Here is a 25351-nt window from a genome sequence, read left to right on the forward strand (position 1 = left end):
AATTCCGCCGGTCGCCGGTTGCCGCCCGGAAAGGAGACATCGACATGGAAGCTTTCCCGTGGGGCGTCGTGATCGTCGGCGGCCCTGTCCTCCTCGCCGCGGCGCTGGTGTGGGCGAAGTTGCGCGCCGGCAAGGCCACCCGGCAGGCCGACCCGAACACGCCTTCGGACGATCCGTCGAAGGGGATGTAGGCCCGGCGCCGCCGCCGCCCCGGCCGCTCGCCTTGTCTTCGCCTGTCTTTTCCGCCATAAGCCGCCGCTTCCGACGCAAGTGAACCTCGCGTCTCCACCCACACGACCCCGGTTTCGACCGGACGAGGTGGGCGAGAACCCTCCGCCGACGTGATCGTCGCCGGAGGCGATTTCGCTATGGAGACCGTCTCACCCGCCGGATCGACGGGCCCTTCGGGCTGACGAGGTAGTGAATGTTCGAGGCTCTGAACGAGCGGCTGACAGGCGTCTTCGACCGGATCACCGGGCGCGGCGCCCTGTCCGAAAAGGACGTGGCCGAGGCGATGCGCGAAGTCCGCGTGGCGCTGCTCGAGGCCGACGTCGCCCTGCCCGTCGTCAAGGACTTCATCGCCTTCGCCACCGACCGCGCCACCGGCGAAGACGTCATCCGCTCGGTCAAGCCGGCCGATCAGGTGGTCAAGATCGTCTATGACGGTCTGGTCGAGATGCTGGGCGGCGAAGAGCCGACGCCGATCAATCTGAACGCCACGCCGCCGGCGGTCATCCTGATGTCGGGCCTGCAGGGCTCGGGCAAGACGACGACCTCGGCCAAGCTGGCGCTGCGGCTGACCAAGTTCGACCGGAAGAAGGTCATGATGGCCTCGCTGGACACGCGTCGTCCGGCCGCCATGGAGCAGCTGCAGACCCTCGGCAAACAGATCGAGGTCGCCACCCTGCCGATCGTGCCCGGCGAGAGCCCGGTCCAGATCACCCGCCGCGCGCTGCAGTCGGCCAAGCTGCAGGGCTATGACGTCCTGATCCTCGACACCGCCGGCCGCATCACGCTGGACGAGGCCCTGATGGCCGAGGTGGCCGAAGTGGCCGCCGTCGCCAGGCCGGTCGAGACCCTGCTGGTCGCCGACAGCCTGACCGGTCAGGACGCGGTTCGCACCGCCCGCGCCTTCCACGAGCGGCTGCCGCTGACCGGCCTGGTCCTGACCCGCGCCGACGGCGACGGGCGCGGCGGGGCCATGCTGTCGATGCGGGCCGTCACCGGCCTGCCGATCAAATATCTGGGCGCCGGCGAGAAGGTTGACGCCCTCGAGGTGTTCGACGCCCGCCGTGTCGCGGGCCGCATTCTCGGACAGGGGGACATCGTCGCCCTCGTCGAGAAGGCCTCGCAGGAGCTGGACGCCTCCAAGGCGGAGGCCATGGCCCGCAAGCTGGCCAAGGGCCAGTTCGACCTGAACGACCTTGCCAACCAGCTGCAGCAGATGAAGCGGATGGGCGGGCTGCAGGGCATCATGGGCCTGCTCCCGGGCGTGGCGAAGATGAAGGCCCAGATGGCCGACGCCAACATCGACGACCGCATGATCGCGCGTCAGGAAGCCATCATCTCTTCGATGACCAAGGCCGAGCGCAAGAAGCCGGACCTGCTCAACGCCAGCCGCAAGAAGCGCGTCGCCGCGGGCGCCGGCGTCGAGGTCCAGGAGATCAACCGGCTGCTCAAACAGCACCGGCAGATGGCCGACATGGTCAAGTCGATGTCCAAAGGCGGCGGCAAGGGCCTGAAACAGATGGCCGCCATGATGGGCATGCCCGGCATGGGCGGCGGCGGCGCCGGCGACATGGCCCGCCTGAAATCGCTGGGCGGCGGCAAGATGCCGGAGCCCTCCGCTGACGAAATGAAAGCCATCCAGGACCGGCTCGCCGGGCTGGGCGGCGGACAACTGCCGGGAGGCCTTCCCGGCCTGCCGGGCTTCCCTCCCAAGAAATAATCCGACCTCAAGAAAGAGACTGAAAATGCTGAAGATTCGTCTGGCCCGCGGTGGCGCCAAGAAGCGCCCGTACTACTACATCGTCGTCGCCGACTCCCACTCGCCGCGCGATGGCAAATTCATCGAGCGCGTCGGCACCTACAACCCGATGCTTCCGCGTGACGGCGAGCAGAAGCGCGTGACGCTGAAGGCCGACCGGATCGCCGAATGGCTCGGCAAGGGCGCCCAGCCGACCGACCGCGTCGCCCGCTTCCTGAGCCAGGACGAAGCTCTGGCGGGCAAGGTCAAGTGGACCCAGTCGAACAACCCGAATAAGGCCCAGCCGGGCAAGAAGGCCCAGGAACGCGCCGCCGAGCGCGCCCAGCGCGAAGCCGACCGCGCAGAGGCCGAAGCCGCCGCCAAGGTTGAAGCCGCCGAAGCCGCCCAGCGCGCCAAGGAAGAAGCCAAGGCCGCCGCCGAAGCCGCCAAGAACGCTCCGGCGCCCGAGCCCGAAGCCGCCGCTGAAGAGGTTCCGGCCGCTGAAGCCGCTGCCGAGGACGCTCCGGCTGCTGAAGTGACCGAAGAAGCGCCGGCCGAGGCCGCCGCCGAAGAAGCCCCGGCCGCCGACGCGACCGAAGAAGAAAAGACCGAGGCCTGAGGCCTTCGGACTCCGCTTCGGCGGAATGAGACGATCGGAAAGCAGCGTCCGGACGCCCGGGCGCTGCTTTTCATTTCTTGGGCGCCTGCCGCGCTTCGCGCTAGTTGAGGCGGCGATTTCATCACGAGGCGGCGATGCCGACGTACAGCAAGCTCATTCTCGTCGGCCAGATCGCCGGCGGGTTCGGGGTCAAGGGCGAGGTGCGGGTGACCGCATACACCGCCGAGCCCATGGCCTTGATGTCCTACGGACCGCTGCTGCGCGCCGACGGATCGGTGGGCCTGACCCTGACCTCGGCGCGGCCGGACAAGAACGGCGTGGTCGGTCGGGCGAAGGAGATCGCCACCAAGGAACAGGCCGACGCCCTGCGCGGGCTGAAGCTGCACATTCTCCGCGAACGTCTGCCGGAGCCGGAAGAAGACGAGTTTTATCTGACCGATCTGGTCGGGCTGGAGGCGCGGGACCCGGAGGGGATTGTGCTGGGCACGATCAAGTCGGTGCAGAATTTCGGGGCCGACGACATGCTGGAGATCGCCCCGGCGGCCGGCGGCCAGACCTGGTATCTGCCGTTCACGAAAGACGCCGCACCCGAGCTGCACATCGCGGACGGCTGGCTGCTGGCGGTCCGGCCCGTCGAAGTCGGCGAGCGCGAGCCCGACTGAACCTCGGCCGCTGCGGGGCGTTAGCCCGCCTCAACCACAAGGAGGCGTGCGCGCATGAGTATCTTCAGCTCGATCTGGGACCGGATCCGGGGCCATCGCCCGAAGGCGGCTCCCACGGCGCCGACTCCGCAGGCGGCGCCGACCGCGGCCCCGACCCCCGCCGCCCCCGTGGCGGCCGCCCCGGTCGACGTGGAGGCCGTTCTCGCCTCGATGGCTGATCTGAAGGGCGAACAGGCCGCGGGCAACTGGCGCACCTCGATCGTCGACCTGCTCAAGCTGCTGGGGCTGGATTCCAGCCTCGAGGCCCGCAAGGAGCTGGCGCAGGAACTGGGCGTCAACGCCGGCCCGCACGGCAGCGCCGAACAGAACATCGCCTTGTCGAAGGCGGTGTGGCGCAAGATGGCCGAGAACGGCGGCCTGGTGCCGGACTCGCTGCGCGACTGAGCCTGCAGGGGGAGCCGCAGGGGCGATCCGGCGTTTCCCCCTCATGCCCTCGAGCGTCATCCGCCGCTTCAGCTATGACGAACCGCACCGCCGCCTGCGCGTGACCTTCACCAGCGGCGACGTCTACGAATACGACGGGGTGCCGCCCGAGGTGAATACCGCCTTCCGCGAAGCCTTCTCCAAGGGGCAATTCTTCGGTCCGAATATCCGCGACCGGTATCCGTATCGGCGGGTGGAGCGGGGGTCGCACGCACACTGAAGCCGCCGGCTGTGCTTTTGTACGGGGCCGAACCGTGCCTATGGTGGCGCTTCGCGACCGATCGGAGTGACTGATGCGCCGTACCGTTCTCGCCCTGATGACCGCCGTCGCGCTGGCGGCCTGTCAGCAACCCGCCGAAACGCCGGCGGCCGAGCCCGCCGCGCCCGCTGCTCCGGCCCCGGAAATGCCCGCCGACTCGCCGCCTCAGGAAGAGGTCGATCCATCGGCCGCCACGGCCGGTGAGCCCGGCTCCTGCCTCAATGAGGTCGGCGCCGCGGCCTCGGCCAAGCTGGTCGAGCGCTGCATAGCCGTCAGCCCCGCGACCCATCCCCCGTGCAATGTCGCCAACCCTTGCGCCATGATCCAGGGGGAGATCGACCGGTCCTGCGACATGTACGGCCCCGGCGAGACCAAGCCGACGCAGTGCGGCGCTTAACGGTTCCTATAGCCTGAAACCCTAGTCTGGGCGGCCATGACCCCCGTCCAGACTCCCGCAGACCTGCGCCCCCTGACCACGCTTCGGTTCCTCGCCGCGCTGTGGGTGGTGCTGTTCGCGGCCTGGCCGCATCTGGATGTGAGCTTCGTCCCGGTCGCCGTGACCAGGGGCTATCTCGGCGTCGAGGTCTTCTTCGTCCTGTCCGGCTTCATCCTCAGCCACGTCTATCTGGAGGCGGCCGGCCGCCGGGAGGGCTTCAGCTATCGCGGCTTCCTGTGGGCGCGGATCGCGCGGGTCTATCCGCTGCATCTGGTCACCCTGGCCGGGATGATCGCGCTGGGCGTCGGCGCGACGGTGGCGGGGCTGACGGTCAGCGAAAGCCTTCTGGACTGGCGGTCCCTGCCAGCCCACCTGACCCTGACCCATGCCTGGGGGCTGGCGTCGAGCGCGGCCTTCAACCACCCGTCGTGGTCGATCTCGGCTGAGTGGTTCGCCTATCTGAGCTTCCCCGCCTTCGCCTTCGTCGCCTGGCGGATGCGCGAGCGGCCTGTGCTGGCCACGGGTATCGTCGCCGCATTGGCCGTGACCCTCTACGCCGTGTTCCAGCAACTGGCCGGTTTCTCGCTGACCGAGGCGACGTTCCGCTGGGGCGCGCTCAGGATCGTGCCGTGCTTCGCCCTCGGCTGCGCCCTTTACCTGATCCATCGTCGGGCGCCGGTTCGCCATGGGGCGCTGCTGGCGCTTGCGTCCGCGGCCGGTCTGCTGGTCTGCGCATCGCTGGGGCTGTGGGATCCGCTGGTGGTGCTCTGCGCCGGAGGGTTGATCCTCGGGCTGGGCGGCGTCGACAACAGTCGGGCGGGCGTCTTCGCCTCGAAGGCCGGGGTCTACCTCGGCGAGATTTCCTACTCGGTCTACATGGTCTGCGCCCCGGTGCTGTTGCTGGGCGTCAACGTCGCGGCGCGGCTGACGGGAGCCGATGACAAACGGCTTCACGTGATTGTGTGGCTGGGCGTGATCGCCCTGATCCCGGTGGCCGCGGCGGCGACCTATCACCTCGTTGAACGCCCGGCGCGCAAGGCTTTGCGCGGCTTGGCGGCGAGAAACGGTCAAGCTCGGGGAGACGGCGGCGGACAGGCGAATTCGCCTGAAAGGGTTCTTCAACCCTCCGAAACTATCGTCTAAGGCTGATTCCAGAGGCAGTCGGGAAACACGCCAGCATGATGAAACGGCTCACAGCCGCCGCGGTTGCGGCGACCCTCGGATTTTTTGCGCTGGGCGGCATGGCCCCCGCCGCGAAGGCCGATGAGCCGTACTGGCAGTGCGTGACCTTCGCCCGGATGTTCTCCGGCATCGAGATTTTCGGCGACGCCCACACCTGGTGGTCGCAGGCCCAGGACCGATTCCAGACCGGCCATCGTCCCCGCACCGGCTCCGTGCTGGCCTTCGAGTCCAGCGGCCGGATGAGCCGCGGCCACGTCGCCGTGGTGTCGGAAGTCCTGACCGACCGGGTCATCCGCGTGACCCACGCCAACTGGGGTGGCAGCCGCGGCAAGGTCGAGGAGAACGTCACCGTCGTCGACGTGTCCGCGGGCGGCGACTGGAGTGCGGTCAAGGTCTGGTACAATCCGATCAATGACCTCGGCACCTCCATCTATCCGACCTACGGCTTCATCTACAAAGCCCCGGCCGAGCCCTCGGACGGCCTGCTCATGGCCTCGGTTCCGGTCAGCGTCGGCCAGCCCTGAGCCTGACGCGGCCCCACGTCTGAGGGCCTTCTCATGATCCGTGTCTATCGCCCCGGCTGCCGGACCTGCGAACCGCACGTCGGGAAGCCTGCGGCCTGGACCCTGCCATCCGACGCGGTCTGGATCGATCTGGTCAATCCGACGCCCGATGAGGACCGTGCGGTCGAGGCGGCGCTGGGTCTGTCCGTCCCGACGCGGGCGGAGATGGCCGAGCTGGAAGCCTCAAGCCGCCTCTATCGCGAGAACGGCGCCACCTATGTCACCGCCGACATCCTGCATCACGGCGACGCGGACACGCCCGGGCTGGACCCGGTGACCTTCGTGCTCACCGCGGGACCGCTGGTCACGATCCGCTATTTCGATCCCAAGCCGTTCGCCCTGCTGATGGACAAGCTGGAGCGCGATCCCGGCCTTTGCGTCTCGGGCGCCGACCTGTTCCTGAACCTGATGGAAGCCATCATCGACCGGATCTCGGATGTCCTGTCGATCAACGCGGCCAAGGTCGAGGCCATCTCCAATCACGTCTTCAGCGGCCGCAAGACGGTGGGCTTCGAGAAGCTGATCACCAAGCTTGGTCACGCCCACATCGCCAACGCCCGCATCGAGCAGAGCCTCGCCGGCCTCGCCCGGATCTTCGCCTTCGCGGCGCTGGACGACCGGGTCGAGGCCCAGACCGAGACGCGCGAGCACATCAAGTCGCTGGCCCGGGACGCCCAGAGCCTGATCGCCCACAATCAGGCCGTGGCGGCCTCGATCAATTTCCAGCTGTCGGCGGCGCTGGGGATGATCAACATCGAGCAGTCGTCGATCATCAAGATTTTCTCGGTGGGGTCGGTGGCGCTGCTGCCGCCGACGCTGATCGCCTCGATCTACGGCATGAATTTCGACTTCATGCCTGAACTGTCGAAGCCTTGGGGCTATCCGGCGGCGCTGGCGGCGATGGTGGTGTCGGTGATGCTGCCGCTGGCGTGGTTCAAGAAGAAGGGCTGGCTGTAGCGCTGACGCTTGACCTGCGCCGTTCCGCCGCGCTCCATGCCGGCCGAACTCCGGAGACCTCCATGCGCGCCTTCGCCCTGACCGCCGCCGCCATTTTCGCCCTGAGCGCCTGCTCGCCGCCGGCGGAAGCGCCCGCCCAGCCCGATCCCGCGCCCGCCCAGCCCCCCGTGCTGGCCGGTGTCGATCTGACCAAGCCGTTGCGCGCCGTCGGCACCGAACCGTTCTGGGCCGTCGAGCTGACGGGGTCGGAACTGGTCTATTCCGGGGTCGACCGGCCCGAGCAGCGCGCCCCGCAGAAGCCGCCAGTCGTCCAAGGGACGATGGCGGTCTGGGAATCGAACACCGGCGCCGGCAATCCGATCAAGGTGACCCTGACCGCGACCGACTGCAGCGACGGCATGAGCGACCGCAGCTATCCCCTGACCGCCATGGTCGAGATCAGCGGCGAGATGCTGATGGGTTGCGCCGCCACGGTCAGCGCCCTGATGTCGACCGGCGAAAGCGGCCGCGTCGTCGACGGCGCCGCTGCCGCGGCGCCGGCCGAACCGGCGGCGCCTCAGCCCGTCGGCTGATCCCTGAGCGTTCTGAGCGCCCCCAGCCGGGCGAAGGCGATGGTCAGCGCCTTTCGGCGGGCGGGCGCCAGAGGCATGGAGATCGCGTCGCGCACCACCGCCCCGCCGAAGCCGTCGGCGACGATCAGGCCCGGCTCATCCGGCAGGATGTCCGACGGGAACTCCGGCGCCACGGCGAAATAGAACAGGTCGCAGTACGGCCGGTACTCGCCCCATTTGCGGTCGACCCGAAAGTCCTCGATCCCCGACTTGACCTCGCAGATGGCGATCTCGCCCCGCGGCCCCAGCGCCATGACGTCGGCGCGGCGGCCATTTGGCAGGCCGACCTCGAGCAGGGGGGCGAAGCCCATGTCCGCCATCAGCCGGGCGGCCCCACGCGTCACTGACAGCGTCGTGGCGGGGCGGCTGAACACCAGATCGATATGAAGGGCGGCGGCGGGCACGGGAGACTGTATGTTCCGTTTGTGTTCCGTTTTCAACCACGGCCGGTCCACCGCTTACGGCCAAGCTGTCCACAGCGGACGCCGTGCGCTGCGCGCGCACGGTTGGCGCTCTGCGCATAGAGGGTTTATTAACCATCGACCGAGGTTCTGCGAAGGTGCGAGACATGCTTGTGGACGACGATCCCGGCGCACGCCGCAACCACGGCGACAGCAAGGGCCTGTGGGTGATCAACGCCCTCGTCTGCACGCTCGTGGCGGTTCTCAGCCTGTACGTCCTCCGGCCGGACGACACCCGTCAGGAGGCGCGCTCGGCGATAGCGGCGGTCGAGTCCCTGCCCGCGCAGATCACATCGACGCCCGCGATCGCCGCTGCCCGCGACTAGAGGATGAACCGGCTCAGGTCCGCGTCCCGTGCGAGGTCGGCGACCTTCTCGCGCACCTGATCGCCGTCGAAGGCGATGGTCTGGCCGGCGAGGTCCGAAGCCTTGAAGCTGGTTTCTTCCAGCACCCGCTCCAGCACCGTCTGCAGCCGCCGCGCGCCGATGTTCTCGACGGTCGAGTTGGCGGCCACCGCCGCGTCGGCCAGGGCCGCGATCGCGTCGTCGGTGAAGGTCAGGGTGACATCCTCCGTGGCCAGCAGGGCCTGGTTCTGGCGGATCAGATTGGCCTCGGGCTCTGTCAGGATGCGCACGAAGTCGTCGCGGGTCAGGGCCTTCAGTTCGACCCGGATCGGCAGCCGCCCCTGCAGTTCGGGCAGCAGGTCTGACGGCTTGGCGACGTGGAAGGCTCCCGAGGCGATGAACAGCACATGGTCGGATTTCACCGGCCCGTATTTCGTCGAGACGGTCGTTCCCTCGATCAGAGGCAGCAGGTCGCGCTGCACACCCTCGCGGCTGACGTCGGCGCCCGACGCGCCTTGTCGAGCGGCGACCTTGTCGATCTCGTCGAGGAAGACGATGCCCTCGTTCTCGGCGAGCAGCAGGGCCTCACGGGTCAGGCTGTCCTGATCCAGCAGCTTGTCGCTCTCTTCGGTGATCAGCGGGCCGACGGCGTCGCGAACGGCCAGTTTGACCGTCTTGGTCCGGCCGCCGCCCAGCTTGCCCAGCATCTCGGACAGATTGATCATGCCGACGTTGCCGCCGCCCGGCAGGTCCAGACCCTGCATTGGCGAGGCGTTGTCGGCCAGGGACAGCTCGACCTCCTTGTCGTCCAGTTCGCCGGCGCGGAGCTTCTTGCGGAAGCTGTCGCGGGTGGCGGGCTGCGAGCCGGGTCCGACGAGGGCGTCGAGGATCCGTTCCTCGGCGGCCGCCTCGGCCTTGGCCTTCACGCCCGTGCGGCGCTTGTCGCGGACCATGACCAGCGCCGCCTCGACGAGGTCGCGCATGATCTGGTCGACGTCGCGTCCGACGTAGCCGACCTCGGTGAATTTGGTCGCCTCGACCTTGAGGAACGGCGAGCCGGCCAGCCGCGCCAGCCGCCGGGCGATCTCCGTCTTGCCGACCCCCGTAGGGCCGATCATCAGGATGTTCTTGGGCGTAACCTCGTCGCGCAGGTCCTCGGGCACGCGCTTGCGCCGCCAGCGGTTGCGCAGGGCGACGGCGACGGCGCGCTTGGCGTCGTCCTGTCCAACGATGAAGCGGTCGAGTTCGGAAACGATTTCGCGGGGAGAGAGGTCGGTCATGAGTCGCAGATAAGGCTGCCTAGCCTCCGGCGGGAGGGGGTGGCGGCGCTGGAGCCGGCGGCGGGGCCGGGATGAGCTGGGCGAGGACGATTTTCCAGCCGCCCTCCTGACGCTGCCACAGGCGGACATAGTGGCCCGTACGCGGCTGTCCATCGCGGGCCCAGGCCGCGGGGCCGTAGGTCCACACCAGATCGCCATAACGGGACGCCCCGCCACCATCGGTCGGACCGAAGCGGAAGGTCGACGGCCAGCCGGACAGGGCCTCGGCAAAGGCCTCGCGTCCGATTGCGGGCGGCCTCGGCGCGACATACAGGCGGCCATTGTCCGCCAGCAGGGCAAGATGGGCGGCCTTCTGGTCGCTCGCGGCGGCCGCGGCGAGCAGGGCCTCCTGTTCCCGGACCTCGTTCATCGCCCGCTCAGAACGCGGCCGGGGATTGGTCGACCCGTCGGCATAGGCGACTTCGAGCAGTTCAGGACCGGGGGGCAGGATCACCGGCTCCGTGTCCGGCCCCGGCACATCGGCCGCGCTGGCGCCCGAGCCGCCGTCGTAGACCCATTTCCACGAGCCGTCGGGCTGGCGCTGCCAGATGGTGAAATAATGCCCCGTGCGCTGGCCGTTCAGGGCCACGCCGCCGGTGGTGAAGCCCATGTCGCCGGACCGCGCGATGCCTGCGAAATTCGGCCACCACTCCAGCAGTGGCTCGTCGGCGGGGCGGGGCGCGCCGGGCGGATAGGCGTCGCTGACCCTGCCGGCCGTACCGCCGCCGATGACGATGGCGTCCGGCGTGGACCATTTGTTGAAACTGCCGCCGATGCCGAGCAGGCGTCCGTCGGCGGCGAAGGCGCGCTCGGCCGCCACGACTGGCGCGGCGTCCGGCGTCTGGGCCGACGCCGGGGCGGCGAACAGGATCAGGGGCAGGGCGAAGACGGCGAGATGGCGCATGAGGATCCTCCACCCGCCATGGAACGACAGGGAAGCGGAGCTGTCCCGTTAAATCCCTGTCAGGCTCAGTCCCGGGATCAGTCCAGCGTCTCCACGGTCAGATTGCCGTTGGTGTAGACGCAGATGTCGGCGGCGATGGCCATAGCTCGGCGGGCGATGGTCTCGGCGTCCATGTCGGAGTGGTCCAGCAGGGCCCGCGCGGCGGCGAGCGCGAAATTGCCGCCCGATCCGACGGCCGCCACGCCATGCTCCGGCTCCAGCACGTCGCCGACGCCGGTGACGGTGAAGATCGAGTGCCGGTCCGCGACCAGCAGCATGGCCTCGAGCCGCCGCAGGTAGCGGTCGGTGCGCCAGTCCTTGGCCAGGTCGACGCAGGCGCGGGCCAGTTGGTCCGGATACTGCTCCAGCTTGGCCTCGAGCCGCTCGATCAAGGTGAAGGCGTCGGCGGTGGCGCCGGCGAAACCGGCCAGAACCTTGCCGCCGGCCAGGGTCCGCACCTTGCGGGCCGCGCCCTTGACGATGGTCGGGCCCATGGAGACCTGGCCGTCGCCGGCGATCACGGTGCGGCCGTCCTTGCGCACCGCCAGAATGGTGGTGCCGTGCCAGCCGGGAGAGGGGGTGTCGTTCGCGTTCGTCATCCGCTTCAGATGGAGACCGAAATGCGGCGGGGCAAGCGGCTTTCGAAGCGATTCCAACGGCTACGCTAAGCCACATTCTCACCAATGTAACCCGTTACATTGACATTCTATACCCCAGAAATCGCCACAAGAAGGAAGCGTCGTGCTTCACCGCGTGATCTACGCCAGCGAAGCCGTCGGTCCGACCGGGGCTTCCACCCTGTCCGTCGCCCAGATCATCGGCGTCTCGGAGCGCAACAACCGGCGCGACCATCTGACCAGCTGCGTGATGTTCCATCAGGGACATATCCTTCAGGCCATCGAGGGTTCGCGCGTCGATGTCGACCGTCTGATCCGCCGGTTGATCACGGATCCCCGGCACACCGGGTTCCGCATTCTGATCGATACGCCGGTGCATGCCCGGCTGCTGGACGAGCCGATGGGCCTGTGCGGCGATCCGGCGGCCCTGCTGGACCGCGTGGGACTCGCCTGCCTCTCGCGCGTCACCGCCAACGAGGCCGAGGCCCTGCTGGATATCCGCAAGGCCGCGTGACGGGCGGCCCCGGACGCCGTAATCGGGGCGGGTGAGCTTTTCAGACGATGAGATCGAGCGCTACGCGCGCCATCTGGTGCTGGCCGAAATCGGCGGGCCCGGACAGCAGCGGCTGAAGGCCGCGCGCGTCGCCGTTGTCGGCCTCGGCGGCGTCGGCGCGCCGGCGTCCCTTTATCTGGCGGCGGCGGGGGTCGGCAGGCTGAGGCTGATCGACGACGACACCGTCGGATTGTCCAACCTCCAGCGCCAGATCGCCTTCTCGGACGAAGACGTCGGCGGCCTTAAGGTCGAGGCGGGCAGGCGGCGTCTGGAAGGCCTGAACCCCCATGTCGGAATCGAACGGGCCGCGGAACGGCTGACCGCCGACCACGCCGCCGGGCTGCTGGAGGGCTGCGATCTGGTCATCGACGGCACGGACGATTTCGAGACACGGTTCGCGACCAACGCCGCCTGCGTCGCCGCGGGCGTTCCACTGGTCTCGGGCGCCCTGGGTCGCTGGAGCGGACAGGTCGGCGTCTTCGCCGGCCGGCCCTGCTATCGCTGCCTCGTGACGGAGACGCCGCCCGACGCCGAGACCTGCGCCCGCGTGGGCGTGGTCGGCGCGCTGGCGGGCGTCGTGGGCTCCATGGCCGCCCTGGAGGCGATCAAGCTGATCACCGGCGCCGGCGAGGCGCTGACGGCCCGGCTGCTGATCTACGACGGACTGGCCGGAACCGCGCGGACGGTTCGGGTCGCGGCCGACCCCGCCTGCCCCGTCTGCGCCTAGGCGAAGGCCTGCCGGAACAGGGCGACGTAGCGGGTCATCAGCTCCTGCTCCCGGGCGTCTTCCCAGTCCGCATGCCCGGCGTCGTCGACCTCGATCAGCTCGACCGGCTTGCCCGCGCCCCGCAGGGCGTCGCGCATGCGGCGGGACTGGATGACCGGCAGGACGGGATCGTCGACGCCATGCACCAGCAGCACGGGGCAGGCGACCTCGCCGGCGCGGCGGCGGGGCGAGCCCGCTTCCAGCGCAGGCCCCATCGTCGACTGGTCGCCGATCCTCTTGGTCCAGAATTCGTAGATCGGCTGGCCCGGGCTGTCGTCGGTGCGGTCTTCCCACGTCAGCACATCGGGCAGGTCGTAGACGCCGGAGATGCCGATCGCCGCCTTGTACAGGTCCGGGCGTTTCACCGCCCCCATGAGGGCGGCGTAAGCGCCATAGCTGGTGCCCATGATGCCGACCTTCGAGGCGTCGAGACCCCTGGCGGAGATGGCATGGGCGACGGCGTCCTCGATGTCGTCCTGCATGAGGTCGCCCCAGCGGGTCCAGCCCTTCTGCGCGAAGCTCTGTCCATATCCCGCCGAGCCGCGGAAATTCGGCCGCAGCACCCACCAGCCCTGCGCCGCGAGCACCTGCACCTGCCGGTCCCAGCTCGGCGTGTCGCGCACCTCGGGCCCGCCGTGCGGCAGGACCACCAGCGGTCCTGCAGCCCCGCCCGGGGGCGCGGTCAGATAGGCCTCTATGGTTTCGCCGTCGCGGGTCCGCACCTGCAGCACCTCGCTGGCGCCCAGCCGCGTCGGGTCGAGTTCCCGCACCTGACCGACATTGACGATCGCGCGCGCCGTCTTGTCGTAGAAGAACCAGGCGCCCGGCTCCGCCGGCCCCTCCACAAAGGCGATGAACCGGTTCCGCGCCTGGTCGACGTCGGTGAAGTGCACGTTGCAGCTGTTGTCGAAGAAGCGGTTGAGCGCCCGGTGGTGCGCCGCGAGCGCGGGATCGACGAACTCATACTCCAGCCGGTCGCCATAATAGGCGGCGCCGAGATAGTTCCCGGCCGAGTCCCGCAGGCCAAAGGCCACATCGCGGCCGGGACGGGCGTTCAGCGGCGGACCCAGGGCCGTGGTGGTCAGGTCCATCTCCCGCACGCTCTGGACGTCTTCGTTGTCGAAGCGGGCGGTGACCAGCACCTTGCCGGGCGTCTCGCCGGCGCCCACCCACGAGAAGTCCGGGGCTTCGCGCACGCGCGTGCGGCGGGCCATCTTCCATTCGGTCTCGCCCGGCGCCCGAACCATGATGGTTTCAACCGTGCCCCGGCTGTTCATGTCGTGACGCAGCACCGGCACGCCGTCGACGGTGCGCCAGTGATAGGTGCCCGTCGCCCCGCGTTCGATCCGGGTCGCCGACCCCGTGTTCACATTGACCTTGTACAGGGCCATGACGCCGTCGGCGTCCCATGCGGCCATCAGCACATTTTCGGGATCGCTGGGCAGCAGATCGATGATGCGGCCCATGTCGAAGGTGTTGCGCATACGGGTGCGCTGATCGCTGAACAGCACGACCACATCGCCCGTCGCGGCATTCACCGAGACCACCCGGCGCATATAATATTCGACACCCTCGACCTTGCGGTTCGAGCCGGCGATGGACCGCGCCCGGGTCTCGCCCCTCAGGATGACGCTCGCGAGAACCCGGTCGTCGCTGGCCCACGAGATGGAGCTGACCAGGACCGGCCCCAGATCGATCCGGCTACGCTGACCCTCGGGGTCGGCGGCGTCGATGAATTCGAGAGCGCTGTGCAGCTCCTCGTCCGTGCCGAGGTTCTGCGCCACGGCAATCCGGTTTCCGGAAGGCGACAGGGCGGCGCCGCTGCTCAGGGTCGGCTTGAAGAACTCGCTCAGCGGATAGGCTGCGCCCTGCGCCCGCGCTGCGCCCGACGGCAAGACCGCGACGCCCGCCAGCGCCGCCGTTCCGGCCAGCAGGCCGCGCCGCGACAGGGCGGCTCGCGCCGCCTTCGATATTCCTGATTGCACGCCAAATCCCCCGGATACTCGCACCAATCAACCGGGCGTTGATCCCTCCGTCAAGCTTCGACTTACAGCATCGCCGGAATAACCCGGTCGGGCGGGCGGTGGCCGTTCTGGAAGGTGAGGATGTTGGCGATGACGCGGTCACCCATGTCCTGACGCGCCTCCAGCGTCGCCGAGCCGAGGTGGGGCAGGAGGACGACGTTGGCGTGCCCCGGCAGCCCGGGATGCACGGCGGGCTCATGCTCGTAGACATCCAGACCAACCCCGGCGATGGCGCGCCGGGCCACCGCCTCCGCCAGCGCCGCCTCGTCGATCAGGTCGCCACGGGCGGTATTGATCAGCAGGGCATGGGGCTGAAGCTTCGCCAGCCGCTGCGCCGAAAGCAGATGGTGTGTTTCGCGGGTCGCCGGGCAGTTCAGCGAGATGATGTCCATCCGCGCCAGCATCTGATCAAGGTCGTCCCAGTATATCGCGCCCAGTTCCTCGGCGATCATATCGGGGACCGGCTTGCGGTTGTGATAGTGGACCTGCATCCCGAACGCCCTGGCGCGCCGGGCCAGCGCCTGTCCGATCCGGCCCATGCCGACGATGCCCAGCCGCTTGCCCCACAGTTTGCGGCCGGTCATCCAGGTCGGGGTCCAGCCTTCGAACCGGCCCTCCGCCATGACCTGCGCGCCTTCGACGATGCGGCGGCTGACGGCGAGGATCAGCGCCATGGCGAGGTCCGCCGTGTCTTCGGTCAGAACACCGGGGGTGTTGGTGACGATCAGTCCGCGCCCGACCGCCGCCTCGACGTCGATATGGTCCACGCCCGCGCCGAAATTGGCGATCATCTTCAGCCGGTCGCCGGCGGCGGCGATCAGCGCGGCGTCGATCGTGTCGGTGATGGTGGGGACCAGCACGTCTGCCCGCGCCACGGCCGCCTCGAGCGCGGCCCGGTCCATCGGTGCATCGGTCAGATTCAGCTCGGCGTCGAACAGTTCGCGCATCCGCGTCTCGACCGCGTCCGGCAACCGTCTGGTTAATACGACCTTAAGCCTGGACGGAGACATTCGGAGCCTTCGAATTCACGGACGACCCAGTGTCTAGCAAAGCTCGTCACCGCATCCAAAGGCTGGCGGCCACGGCCGCCGCCATCTGCGCGGCCGTGCTGGCGGGCGCGGCGCAATCGATGCCAGACGGCCGGCCGACGCCGAGCGGTCAGCCGGTGCCGCGCTGGCTCTCTCTGAAGTCGTCAGAGGTTCACGCCCGGATCGGCCCCGGCCTCGATTACGGCATCCTGTGGGAATATCACGCCTCCGGCCTGCCCGTTCAGGTGATCGCCGAGACCCGGGAATGGCGCAAGATCTGCGACCCCGAAGGAGCCGTGGCCTGGGTTCACCGCAGCGTCGTTTCGAGCCGCCGCAGCGTCTTCAACGCCTCGGACCGCGAGGTGCCGATCCATGCCGGCCGTTCGGACACCTCGCCGGTACGAGCCCGGCTGTCACCCCGGACCCTCGTGTCCATGGACGAGTGCGAGGACGGCTGGTGCCGCGTGCGGGTCCGCCGGATGCGGGGCTGGGTGCGCCAGTCGGCCGTTTTCGGCGCGCAGGAGCGGCCACTGTGCAATGCGGCGCGGCCTGCCGGGACCGGCCGCGGTTAGGAGCGGCGCCCGACACGAGTGTTGAGCCCGCTCCCGCGCTCGTGTAACCCGACGGCCACACCCGGCCCCGGGCGGCCCTGCGCCGCCGGCCCTCTTGAGATGGAAGCGTCCGTTGACCCAACCTGACCGTCCGTCCTCGTTCGACTACGAGGCCCTGCTGGCCGCCGGGCGCGGCGAGGTCTTCGGAGAAGGCAACGCCAAGCTGCCTGCCCCGCCGATGCTGATGTTCGACCGCATCACGCAGATCAACGGCGACGGCGGCGCCCACGGCAAGGGCTATGTCGAGGCCGAGCTGGATATCCATCCGGACCTTTGGTTCTTCCAGTGCCACTTCATCGGCGACCCGGTCATGCCGGGCTGCCTGGGCCTCGACGCCATGTGGCAGCTCGTCGGTTTCTACCTGGGCTGGATCGGCGGCCCGGGCCGCGGCCGCGCCCTCGGCGTCGGCGAGGTGAAATTCACCGGTCAGGTCACGCCCGACATCAAGAAGGTCGTCTACAAGATCGACCTGAAGCGGGTCATCAACCGCCGACTGGTCATGGGCATCGCCGACGGGGTTCTCGAAGCCGACGGCGTCCCCATCTATACGGCGTCGGACATGCGCGTCGGCCTGTTCGGCGCGGCGGAACCCGTCGGCGGCTGAATCCGTCATTCAAGACCGCGGTCAACGCGGCGAGTTGAGATCAAGAAGGAAACCATCATGCGGCGTGTCGTCGTCACCGGACTGGGTATCGTCTCCTCGATAGGCACGGGCCAGGATGAGGTCACAGCCTCCCTGCGCGAGGCGAAATCCGGCGTGCAGGCCGCGCCCGATCACATCAAGCACGGCTTCCGCTCGCAGGTCTGGGCCCCGCCCTCGCTGGGCGTTACCGCCGAGGACTGGGCGCCGCTGGTCGACCGCCGCGCCGCCCGTTTCCTCGCCAACGGCACCGCCTGGGGCCACATCGCCTTCGAGGAAGCGCTGAAGGACTCGGGCCTGACGCCGGACGAGATCAAGTCCGACCGCGTCGGCGTCATCGTCGGCGAGGGCGGCCCCTCGACCCAGATCATCCTGCAGGCCGCCGAGACCACGATCGAGAAGGGCTCGCCCAAGCGCATCGGCCCGTTCGCCGTGCCCAAGGCCATGGCCTCCGGTCCCTCGGCGGTTCTGGCCACCTGGTTCGAGCTCAAGGGCGTCAACTATTCGATCAGCTCGGCCTGCGCGACCTCGGCCCACTGCATCGGCGCGGCCGCCGAACAGATCGCCTGGGGCAAGCAGGACGTGGTCTTCGCCGGCGGCGTCGAGGACATCGACTGGTCGATGTCGAACATGTTCGACGCCATGGGCGCCATGTCTTCCAACTTCAACGAAACGCCGGGCAAGGCCAGCCGCGCCTATGACAAGGACCGCGACGGCTTCGTCATCGCCGGCGGCGCGGGCATCGTGGTGCTCGAAGAGTACGGGCGGGCCAAGGCGCGCGGCGCGACCATCTACGCCGAGGTCACCGGCTACGGCGCCAACTCCGACGGCTACGACATGGTCGCTCCTTCGGGCGAGGGCGCCGAGCGCTGCATGCGGATCGCGCTGGAGATGGCCGGCAATCCGCGCATCGACTATCTGAACCCGCACGGTACCTCGACGCCGGTTGGCGACAGCAAGGAGATGGGCGCGGTGCGCAACGTCTTCGGCGACGACCTGCCGATGATCTCCTCGACCAAGTCGCTGACCGGCCATTCGCTCGGCGCGGCGGGCGCGCAGGAGGCGATCTACTGCCTGCTGATGATGAAGAACGGCTTCGCCGCCGAGAGCGCCCACATCGAAAACCTCGACCCCGAATTCGAGGGCATGCCGATCCTGCGCGAACGCCATGACGGCGAGCTGAAGCACGTCATGTCGAACTCGTTCGGGTTCGGCGGCACCAACGGCACCCTGATCCTGTCGAAGGTCTGACGCTTCCCCCTCGCCGCCGTCGCTGCTAACCGTCTGCGCAAATCACGAGGAGACGCGTCATGGCGAGCGAGAGCGGCTGGAACATGCCCACCGGTGAACTCATGAAGGGCAAGAAGGGCCTGATCATGGGGGTCGCGAACAGCAACTCCATCGCCTGGGGCATCGCGTCCCAGCTGGCGGCCCAAGGCGCGGAGCTGGCCTTCACCTACCTCGGCGAGGGTCTGGAGCGCCGCGTGCGCCCGCTGGCCGAGAGCGTCGGCGCCAGGTTGCTGATCCAGGCCGACGTCACCGACGACGCCTCCATGGACGCCGCCTTCTCCGAGCTGGAGCGCGAATTCGGCACGATCGACTTCGTCGTCCACTCGGTGGCCTTCGCCAACAAGGACGAGCTCAAGGGTTCCTTCGTCGAGAACACCAGCCGCGACAGCTTCCTGCTGGCCATGAACATCTCGGCCTTCAGCTTCGTCGACGTGGCCAAGCGCGCCTCCAGGCTGATGCCCAACGGCGGCTCGCTGGTGACCATGACCTACCTGGGCTCCGAGCGGGCCATCCCCAACTACAACACCATGGGCGTGGCCAAGGCCGCGCTGGAGGCGGCGACCCGTTACATCGCCCGCGACCTCGGGCCCAAGGGCATCCGCGTCAACGCCATCTCCGCCGGAGCCATGCGCACCCTGTCGCTGGCGGGTATCTCGGGCGGCCGCGGCATGATCAGCCAGGGCCGCGCCATGTCGGCGATGAAGGAAGACACCTCGATGGAAGGCGTCGCCGGCTGCGCCCTGTGGCTCTGCTCCGACCTCGGCTTCTCGACCACCGGCGAGGTCATCCACGTCGACGCCGGCTTCCACATGATGGGTCTGGCCGGCGACGACGAAGGCTGATCAGCGGCCCAGCGCGGCCCGCTGCATGGCGAACAGCTCCGCGCAGCCGCCGTCGGCCAGCTGGAACAGGCGGTCGAACTCGGTGCGGGTGAAGCCGCGCTTTTCGCCGGTGGCCTGAATCTCGACGATGGTCCCCGAGCCGGTCAGGACGAAGTTGGAATCGGCTTCGGCCGAGGAATCCTCCTCATAGTCGAGGTCCAGCACCGGCTGGTCGCTGCACACGCCGCAGGACACCGCCGCCACCTGATCGAGGATCGGATCGGCCTTCAGCACCCCCTCGGCGCGCAGGTAATCGAAGGCCGAGGCCATGGCGACCCAGGCGCCGGTGATCGCGGCCGTGCGGGTGCCGCCGTCGGCCTGGACCACGTCGCAGTCCAGAACCACCTGCCGCTCGCCCAGCGCCTTGAGGTCGACCACCGCCCGCAGCGAGCGACCGATCAGCCGCTGGATCTCCTGCGTCCGGCCGGTCTGCTTGCCCGCCGCCGCCTCGCGACGTCCGCGGGTGTGGGTGGCGCGGGGCAGCATGCCGTATTCCGCCGTCACCCAGCCCTGCCCCTTGCCGCGCATCCAGCCGGGCACATTCTCCTCGACCGAGGCCGTGACCAGCACCTTGGTATGGCCGAACGAGACCAGGCACGACCCCTCGGCATAGCGGTTCACACCGGTCTCCAGCGTCACGGCGCGGAGCTGGTCGGGGGTGCGGTTCGAGGGGCGGGCGGTCGACATGGGCGATTTCCTTGGCATGCCGCTTGGTGGGGACGGCGGGGCTGCTTATCCTGAAACCGTGAGCCTGTCCCCCGCCTCCTCCATGGCAGACATTCGATGAAGTCGCCGCTGCTGACCTCGACCGCGATGGAGTCCGGCAGCCTCGTGGCGCTGGACGAGCGGGCGCGCGACATCTTCCGCCGCATCGTCGAGAGCTATCTGCAGACGGGGGAGCCGGTCGGGTCGCGGACCCTGTCGCTGACCGGCGTGGCCCTGTCGCCGGCCTCGATCCGCAACACCATGCAGGATTTGACCCTGGCCGGCCTGCTGGGCGCGCCGCACACCTCGGCCGGACGCATACCGACCCACGCCGGCCTGCGGCTGTTCGTCGACGGTCTGCTGGAGATCGGCGACGTCGGGGCCGAGGAGCGGCGCGAGATCGACGCGCGGCTGGCGGGCAGCGGCCGCAATTTCGAGGAGGCGCTGAACGAGGCCTCGTCCCTGCTGTCCGGTCTGGCCGGCGGGGCCAGCATCGTCGCCAGCCCGGTGCGCGAAGCCGGGGTCAAGCACGTCGAGTTCGTGGCCCTCGGCCACGATCAGGCGCTGGCGGTGCTGGTCGGCGACGACGGCACGGTCGAGAACCGCCTGATGCCGCTCAAGGCCGGGGTCACGCCCTCGACGCTGCAGGAGGCCTCGAACTTCCTCAACGCACGGCTCAAGGGCCGCCCCCTGCACGAGGCGCGTACCGAGATGCGCACCGAAGTGGACGGCGCCCGGCGCGAACTGAACGCCGCCGCGGCCCGGCTGGTCGAGGACGGGCTGGCCGCCTGGTCCGGCGGGGCGGAGCGCGAGCGGTCGCTGATCGTGCGCGGCCGCGCCAATCTGCTGCAGGACCGGGACGCGGTGGAGGATCTGGAGCGGGTCCGGGTCCTGTTCGACGATCTGGAGCAGAAGGAACAGCTGATCGGCCTGCTGGACGGCGTCTCCACGGCCCAGGGCGTGCGCATCTTCATCGGCGCGGAAACGCGTCTGTTTTCGCTTTCGGGTTCCGCCGTGATCGCGGCGCCCTATATGACGGGCCGGCAGCGGGTTCTGGGCGCCATCGGCGTCATCGGGCCCGCGCGGCTGAACTACGCCCGTGTCATCCCGTTGGTGGACTATACCGCCCGGGTGTTGGGCCGGATTCTGGACGGACAAGAGACTTGAGCGACATTCACGACGACACCCCGAACTCCGAGGAACTCGCCGCCGATATCGGTGAAGCCGATGGCTATGACGCCGAACAGGACGACGGTCTCGGGCCTATCGACGCCCTGATCGCCGAGCGCGACCAGTGGAAGGACCGCGCCCTGCGCGCGGTGGCCGAGGCCGAGAACACGAAGAAGCGCGCCGAAACCTCGAACAACGACGCCCGCGCCTACGCCATCCAGAAATTCGCCCGCGATCTTCTGGGCGTGGCGGACAACCTCGAGCGGGCGCTGCAGGCGGCGCCGAAGAACGCCGAAGGCGGCGAAGCGGGCCTGATCACCGGTCTGGAGCTGACCCAGAAGTCGCTGCTGCAGGCCTTCGAGGCCAACAACCTCAAGCGCGTCGAGCCGCAGGCGGGCGAAACCTTCGACCCGCACCTGCATCAGGCGATGATGGAGCAGCCGTCTGATACGGTTCAGGGCGGTCAGGTGATCCAGACCCTGCAGGCCGGCTACGCCCTGTTCGGCCGCACTGTGCGCCCGGCCATGGTCGTGGTCGCCGCCAAGGGCTCCGGCGCCGCGGCCGGCAATGCCGCCTACGCAGCCGCTCAGTCGACCGGCGGCAATTTCGACGGCAAGGCCTAGCCCTTCAGCCGCGCCTCGAAGAACGCCAGCAGCTTCGCCCAGCCGTCGGCGGCGTCCGCGGCGCGGTAGCTGTCGCGGTAGTCGGCATGGAAGCCGTGCGGCGCGCCCGGATAGACCACGATCTCGCTGTCCGTCTGACCGGCGCGCTGCAGCCCGCTGCGCATCGCTTCGACGCTGGTCAGCGGGATGCCGCGGTCGGCCTCGCCATACAGGCCCAGAACCGGCGCCTTGAGGTCGTCGGCCAGATCGACCGGCCACGGCTGGCCGCTGCTGATCTGTTCCGGCGTCGCCTCGGCGGACGGGGCCAGACGGCCGTACCAGGCCACGCCGGCGTCGATGGTCGCGAACCGCGCCGCCGCCTGCCACACCACCTTGCCACCCCAGCACCAGCCGGTGATCCCGACCTTCTCGGCATTGGCCCAGAGCTGCTGGCTGGCCCAGTCGAGCGTGGCGGCGACGTCGCCCATGACCTGCTCATAGCCGGCCGCGGCGACGATCTGCTGCACCCGGGCCATCTCGGCCCCCGCCGGGTCCTCGACCCGCACGAAGAAGGCCGGGGCGACGGCGGCGTAGCCGGCCTTCGCCAGACGCCGGCAGACGTCGCGGATGTATTCATGGACGCCGAAAATCTCCGACACCACCACCACGACCGGGAAGGGTCCGTCGCCTTCGGGCCGGGCCACATAGGCGGGCAGCTGGAAGCCGTCGGGCGCGGAATAGGTCACGTTCTCGGCCGTCAGGCCCGACGTGTCCGTGGTCACCGGGCTTGCCTGCGCCGCCAGGGCCGCGGGCGCATAGCCGGCGAAGAACAGACCGCCGAGGCCGCCTGTCGCGAGGGCCCGGCGGCTGAAGCGGAAGTCGTCGGCCTCGGGGCCTTCGGGGCGGATCAGGTCGGGCATGGCGGCCTCCGTCACGGGAAAGCGGGACAGTGGCGCGTGTCATGGCGAGGGTCGAGTCACGGGCGAGTGATGGGGTGTCGCACCCCGGCCGCCTCACCGGGTCAGATAATAGTCCGCGATGCGGCAGACGTTGATGTTCTCGCGCACCAGCGTCTGGCCCCCCGCCAGCTCCGCCCGCAGGTCGTAGAGGCAGCCGCCCTGCCCGTCGTCGATCGTCACGGGCGTGCTGGAGCCGGTGGCCACGGGACTTCCGCCCAGCAGGTCGCCGCTGAACTCTCCGGTGCGCACATCCGCCGCCTGCAGCTTCTGAAGCACGACGCCGGTCTGGTTATGCACGCGGACGCGCCGGTTCTGGCCGTCGCGGGACTGGCCTTCGGGCGCGGCGGCGCTGGCGAGCCCTGTGGCGCCCAGAGTCGCGCCCAGCGAGGCGGCGATCAGGGCGGCTGTGAACAGTCTGCGGGCGAGCATGGCCCCTCCTCCTGACCCGCCCCCGGGGCGGATCGTTAACCGCACTATATGCCCTTGCGTGCTTCGTGACACATCTGACGGAGACTGACGTTGAATCGCGATCAGGCCTTGCAGCGGGGGGGTAGTTTCCCATATCGGCGACAGCCGCCCGAAAACCCCGCAGATCGTGGGGCTTTCCGGTCGGAACCGTACAATCGTGACACAGGGGCGGTCACGCGCGGCGCTTCGCTTTAAAAGGCCGCCGCACCGCCCGCTGCAATGGAGTGAAAGACCACCAATGGCCAAGATCATCGGCATCGACCTGGGCACCACCAACTCGTGCGTGGCCGTCATGGACGGCAAGAACCCCAAGGTCATCGAGAACGCGGAAGGCAACCGCACGACCCCGTCGGTCGTCGCCATCCAGGACAACGGCGAGGTGCTGGTCGGCCAGCCCGCCAAGCGTCAGGCCGTGACCAACCCGACCAACACCTTCTTCGCCATCAAGCGCCTGATCGGCCGCTCGTTCACCGACCCGGTGGTGGCGAAAGACAAGGACATGGTCCCCTACGAAATTTCGAAGGGCCCGACCGGCGACGCCTGGGTCAAGGCGCACGGCAAGGACTATTCGCCCCAGCAGGTCTCGGCCTACACCCTGGGCAAGATGAAGGAGGCCGCGGAGGCCTATCTGGGCGAGACCGTCACCCAGGCCGTCATCACCGTTCCCGCCTATTTCAACGACGCCCAGCGTCAGGCGACCAAGGACGCCGGCAAGATCGCCGGCCTCGAGGTCCTGCGCATCATCAACGAGCCGACAGCGGCCGCCCTCGCCTATGGCCTGGACAAGAACGACGGCCAGAAGATCGCCGTCTATGACCTCGGCGGCGGCACCTTCGACGTCTCGATCCTCGAGATCGGCGACGGCGTGTTCGAGGTGAAGTCGACCAACGGCGACACCTTCCTCGGCGGCGAGGACTTCGACCTTCGTCTGGTCGACTACCTGGCCGACGAGTTCAAGAAGGAGCAGGGCGTCGACCTGCGCTCCGACAAGCTGGCCCTGCAGCGCCTGAAGGAAGAGGCCGAAAAGGCCAAGAAGGAGCTCAGCTCCACGACCCAGTACGAGGTCAACCTGCCGTTCATCACCATGAACGCCTCGGGCCCGCTGCACCTGAATATCAAGCTGTCGCGCGCCAAGCTGGAGGCCCTCGTCGAGGACCTTGTCGCCCGCACCATCGATCCCTGCGCCAAGGCGCTCAAGGACGCGGGCCTGAAGGCCTCCGACATCGATGAAGTGGTGCTGGTCGGCGGCATGACCCGCATGCCCAAGGTGCAGGAGGCCGTGAAGGCCTTCTTCGGCAAGGAGCCGCACAAGGGTGTGAACCCCGATGAAGTCGTGGCGCTGGGCGCGGCCGTTCAGGCCGGCGTTCTGCAGGGCGACGTCAAGGATGTGCTCCTGCTCGACGTGACCCCGCTGACGCTGGGCATCGAGACGCTGGGCGGCGTGTTCACCCCGCTGATCGAGCGAAACACCACCATCCCGACCAAGAAGAGCCAGACCTTCTCGACTGCCGACGACAACCAGTCGGCCGTGACGATCCGGGTCTTCCAGGGCGAGCGTCCGATGGCGCAGGACAACAAGATCCTCGGCCAGTTCGACCTGATGGGGATTCCGCCGGCGCCGCGCGGCATGCCGCAGATCGAGGTCGCCTTCGACATCGACGCCAACGGCATCGTCCACGTCACCGCCAAGGACAAGGCGACCAACAAGGAACAGTCGATCCGCATCCAGGCCAACGGCGGCCTTTCGGACGACGACATCGAGAAGATGGTCAAGGAAGCCGAGGCCAACGCCGCGGCGGACAAGGCCCGCAAGGACCTGGTCGAAGCCCAGAACTCGGCCGACAGTCTGATCCACTCGACCGAGAAGGCCATGTCGGAACACGGCGACAAGATCGACGAAGCCGGCAAGACCGCCATCGAGGCCGCCATCGCGGACCTGAAGACCGCCAAGGACGGCACGGACGCGGACGCCATCCGCGAGAAGACCAACACCCTGGCCCAGGCCTCGATGAAGCTGGGCGAGGCCATGTATGCGGCCTCGCAGGGCTCGGGCGACGGCGCCGCCGCCGAGGCTCCGGCCGATGACGGCGTGGTCGACGCGGAGTTCGAGGAAGTCTCGGACGCCGACGCCGGCGACGAGAAGAAGAGCGCGTAAGCCACAGGCGCCGCGCAATCGCTACGGCCCCGCTTGTCACCTGACGGGCGGGGCCGTTTCATAAAACTTGCATCAGT

Annotated in this window: 30 protein-coding genes; 21 read left to right on the plus strand and 9 right to left on the minus strand. The window is 68.8% G+C overall.

Features of this window, described 5'->3' with window-relative positions; translation table 11 throughout:
• Nucleotides 1–44: 44 nt before the first annotated feature.
• The 11 genes from GGQ87_RS04680 to GGQ87_RS04730 all read left to right on the plus strand — a co-directional run bounded on the left by GGQ87_RS04680 (nt 45) and on the right by GGQ87_RS04730 (nt 7699).
• Nucleotides 45–191, plus strand: coding sequence for a hypothetical protein (locus GGQ87_RS04680; RefSeq protein WP_168045528.1), 147 nt, complete (start codon nt 45–47; stop codon nt 189–191).
• A 233-nt stretch (nt 192–424) separates the two neighbouring features.
• Nucleotides 425–1948, plus strand: coding sequence for a signal recognition particle protein (gene ffh / locus GGQ87_RS04685; protein WP_168045529.1), 1524 nt, complete (start codon nt 425–427; stop codon nt 1946–1948).
• 25 nt (nt 1949–1973) lie between these two features.
• Nucleotides 1974–2585, plus strand: a complete 612-nt coding sequence (gene rpsP / locus GGQ87_RS04690; RefSeq protein WP_168045530.1) for a 30S ribosomal protein S16 — start codon at nt 1974–1976, stop codon at nt 2583–2585.
• A gap of 134 nt (nt 2586–2719) precedes the next feature.
• The gene (rimM, locus tag GGQ87_RS04695) at nt 2720–3247 is read left to right on the plus strand and encodes a ribosome maturation factor RimM (RefSeq protein ID WP_168045531.1); all 528 of its coding nucleotides are present in this window, start codon (nt 2720–2722) and stop codon (nt 3245–3247) included.
• Nucleotides 3248–3301: 54 nt separating this feature from the next.
• Complete coding sequence (locus GGQ87_RS04700; protein ID WP_168045532.1) at nt 3302–3691, plus strand: DUF3597 domain-containing protein; 390 nt, start codon at nt 3302–3304, stop codon at nt 3689–3691.
• Nucleotides 3692–3734: 43 nt separating this feature from the next.
• Nucleotides 3735–3950 carry a KTSC domain-containing protein gene (locus GGQ87_RS04705; protein WP_168045533.1) on the plus strand — a complete coding sequence of 72 codons (216 nt, stop codon included), beginning with the start codon at nt 3735–3737 and terminating at the stop codon, nt 3948–3950.
• 73 nt (nt 3951–4023) lie between these two features.
• Nucleotides 4024–4386, plus strand: a complete 363-nt coding sequence (locus GGQ87_RS04710; protein WP_168045534.1) for a hypothetical protein — start codon at nt 4024–4026, stop codon at nt 4384–4386.
• Nucleotides 4387–4422: 36 nt separating this feature from the next.
• Nucleotides 4423–5568, plus strand: a complete 1146-nt coding sequence (locus GGQ87_RS04715; RefSeq protein WP_168045535.1) for an acyltransferase family protein — start codon at nt 4423–4425, stop codon at nt 5566–5568.
• A gap of 35 nt (nt 5569–5603) precedes the next feature.
• A complete protein-coding gene (locus tag GGQ87_RS04720; protein ID WP_168045536.1) occupies nt 5604–6131 on the plus strand; it encodes a CHAP domain-containing protein in 528 nt (175 codons plus the stop codon).
• Between the two features lie 33 nt (nt 6132–6164).
• Nucleotides 6165–7127 (plus strand): magnesium transporter CorA family protein, encoded by a 963-nt coding sequence (locus GGQ87_RS04725; protein ID WP_168045537.1) that lies wholly within the window; start codon nt 6165–6167, stop codon nt 7125–7127.
• A gap of 62 nt (nt 7128–7189) precedes the next feature.
• Entirely contained in the window at nt 7190–7699 is a 510-nt protein-coding gene (locus tag GGQ87_RS04730; RefSeq protein WP_168045538.1) for a COG3650 family protein, read from the plus strand.
• Here GGQ87_RS04730 and mmcB read toward each other — a convergent pair.
• On the minus strand, nt 7684–8142 hold the full coding sequence (gene mmcB, locus GGQ87_RS04735; protein WP_168045539.1) for a DNA repair putative endonuclease MmcB: 459 nt from the start codon (nt 8140–8142) through the stop codon (nt 7684–7686). The genes GGQ87_RS04730 and mmcB overlap by 16 nt on opposite strands.
• A 155-nt stretch (nt 8143–8297) precedes the next feature.
• Between mmcB and GGQ87_RS04740 the strand changes: the two genes are divergently transcribed.
• Nucleotides 8298–8525, plus strand: a complete 228-nt coding sequence (locus tag GGQ87_RS04740; RefSeq protein ID WP_168045540.1) for a hypothetical protein — start codon at nt 8298–8300, stop codon at nt 8523–8525.
• Here GGQ87_RS04740 and hslU read toward each other — a convergent pair.
• The 3 genes from hslU to hslV form a co-directional block, all read right to left on the minus strand.
• On the minus strand, nt 8522–9823 hold the full coding sequence (gene hslU / locus GGQ87_RS04745; RefSeq protein WP_168045541.1) for an ATP-dependent protease ATPase subunit HslU: 1302 nt from the start codon (nt 9821–9823) through the stop codon (nt 8522–8524). The genes GGQ87_RS04740 and hslU overlap by 4 nt on opposite strands.
• Nucleotides 9824–9842: 19 nt before the next feature.
• A complete protein-coding gene (locus GGQ87_RS04750; RefSeq protein WP_168045542.1) occupies nt 9843–10766 on the minus strand; it encodes a DUF4440 domain-containing protein in 924 nt (307 codons plus the stop codon).
• A gap of 77 nt (nt 10767–10843) precedes the next feature.
• Nucleotides 10844–11404, minus strand: a complete 561-nt coding sequence (hslV, locus tag GGQ87_RS04755) for an ATP-dependent protease subunit HslV (RefSeq protein ID WP_168045543.1) — start codon at nt 11402–11404, stop codon at nt 10844–10846.
• 142 nt (nt 11405–11546) lie between these two features.
• Here hslV and GGQ87_RS04760 point away from each other — a divergent pair, with 142 nt between their 5' ends.
• Together GGQ87_RS04760 and GGQ87_RS04765 are read left to right on the plus strand one after the other, a co-directional pair.
• A complete protein-coding gene (locus GGQ87_RS04760; protein ID WP_168045544.1) occupies nt 11547–11936 on the plus strand; it encodes a BLUF domain-containing protein in 390 nt (129 codons plus the stop codon).
• 31 nt (nt 11937–11967) lie between these two features.
• Nucleotides 11968–12702 (plus strand): molybdopterin-synthase adenylyltransferase MoeB, encoded by a 735-nt coding sequence (locus tag GGQ87_RS04765; protein ID WP_168045545.1) that lies wholly within the window; start codon nt 11968–11970, stop codon nt 12700–12702.
• On the opposite strand, the gene GGQ87_RS15605 is transcribed toward GGQ87_RS04765, so the two are convergent.
• Both GGQ87_RS15605 and GGQ87_RS04775 read right to left on the minus strand, forming a co-directional pair.
• Complete coding sequence (locus GGQ87_RS15605) at nt 12699–14726, minus strand: alpha/beta fold hydrolase (protein ID WP_168045546.1); 2028 nt, start codon at nt 14724–14726, stop codon at nt 12699–12701. The two genes, GGQ87_RS04765 and GGQ87_RS15605, sit on opposite strands and share 4 nt — an antisense overlap.
• A gap of 62 nt (nt 14727–14788) precedes the next feature.
• Nucleotides 14789–15775 carry a 2-hydroxyacid dehydrogenase gene (locus GGQ87_RS04775; RefSeq protein WP_168045547.1) on the minus strand — a complete coding sequence of 329 codons (987 nt, stop codon included), beginning with the start codon at nt 15773–15775 and terminating at the stop codon, nt 14789–14791.
• 29 nt (nt 15776–15804) lie between these two features.
• On the opposite strand from GGQ87_RS04775, the gene GGQ87_RS04780 reads away from it, so the two are divergent.
• The 4 genes from GGQ87_RS04780 (at nt 15805) to GGQ87_RS04795 (ending at nt 19176) form a co-directional block, all read left to right on the plus strand.
• The gene (locus GGQ87_RS04780) at nt 15805–16365 is read left to right on the plus strand and encodes an SH3 domain-containing protein (RefSeq protein WP_342448303.1); all 561 of its coding nucleotides are present in this window, start codon (nt 15805–15807) and stop codon (nt 16363–16365) included.
• 112 nt (nt 16366–16477) lie between these two features.
• Nucleotides 16478–17008 carry a 3-hydroxyacyl-[acyl-carrier-protein] dehydratase FabA gene (fabA, locus tag GGQ87_RS04785; protein ID WP_168045548.1) on the plus strand — a complete coding sequence of 177 codons (531 nt, stop codon included), beginning with the start codon at nt 16478–16480 and terminating at the stop codon, nt 17006–17008.
• A gap of 57 nt (nt 17009–17065) precedes the next feature.
• Nucleotides 17066–18295, plus strand: coding sequence for a beta-ketoacyl-ACP synthase I (fabB, locus tag GGQ87_RS04790; protein ID WP_168045549.1), 1230 nt, complete (start codon nt 17066–17068; stop codon nt 18293–18295).
• Between the two features lie 83 nt (nt 18296–18378).
• On the plus strand, nt 18379–19176 hold the full coding sequence (locus GGQ87_RS04795) for an enoyl-ACP reductase FabI (RefSeq protein ID WP_168047324.1): 798 nt from the start codon (nt 18379–18381) through the stop codon (nt 19174–19176).
• Here GGQ87_RS04795 and rph read toward each other — a convergent pair whose 3' ends face one another.
• Entirely contained in the window at nt 19177–19902 is a 726-nt protein-coding gene (gene rph / locus GGQ87_RS04800) for a ribonuclease PH (protein ID WP_168045550.1), read from the minus strand. It lies immediately after the preceding gene.
• A gap of 126 nt (nt 19903–20028) precedes the next feature.
• On the opposite strand from rph, the gene hrcA reads away from it, so the two are divergent.
• Both hrcA and grpE read left to right on the plus strand, forming a co-directional pair.
• Nucleotides 20029–21087: a heat-inducible transcriptional repressor HrcA gene (gene hrcA, locus GGQ87_RS04805; RefSeq protein ID WP_168047326.1), complete on the plus strand. Its 1059-nt coding sequence runs from the start codon at nt 20029–20031 to the stop codon at nt 21085–21087.
• A 47-nt stretch (nt 21088–21134) separates the two neighbouring features.
• Nucleotides 21135–21713 carry a nucleotide exchange factor GrpE gene (gene grpE / locus GGQ87_RS04810; RefSeq protein WP_425339276.1) on the plus strand — a complete coding sequence of 193 codons (579 nt, stop codon included), beginning with the start codon at nt 21135–21137 and terminating at the stop codon, nt 21711–21713.
• Here grpE and GGQ87_RS04815 read toward each other — a convergent pair.
• A complete protein-coding gene (locus tag GGQ87_RS04815; protein WP_168045552.1) occupies nt 21710–22612 on the minus strand; it encodes a dienelactone hydrolase family protein in 903 nt (300 codons plus the stop codon). The genes grpE and GGQ87_RS04815 overlap by 4 nt on opposite strands.
• Before the next feature lie 93 nt (nt 22613–22705).
• Nucleotides 22706–23080, minus strand: coding sequence for a hypothetical protein (locus tag GGQ87_RS04820; RefSeq protein ID WP_168045553.1), 375 nt, complete (start codon nt 23078–23080; stop codon nt 22706–22708).
• 277 nt (nt 23081–23357) lie between these two features.
• On the opposite strand from GGQ87_RS04820, the gene dnaK reads away from it, so the two are divergent.
• A complete protein-coding gene (gene dnaK, locus GGQ87_RS04825) occupies nt 23358–25274 on the plus strand; it encodes a molecular chaperone DnaK (RefSeq protein WP_168045554.1) in 1917 nt (638 codons plus the stop codon).
• Nucleotides 25275–25351: the final 77 nt, after the last annotated feature.

The organism is Brevundimonas alba, from assembly GCF_011927945.1.
In the GTDB taxonomy this organism is placed as follows: domain Bacteria; phylum Pseudomonadota; class Alphaproteobacteria; order Caulobacterales; family Caulobacteraceae; genus Brevundimonas; species Brevundimonas alba.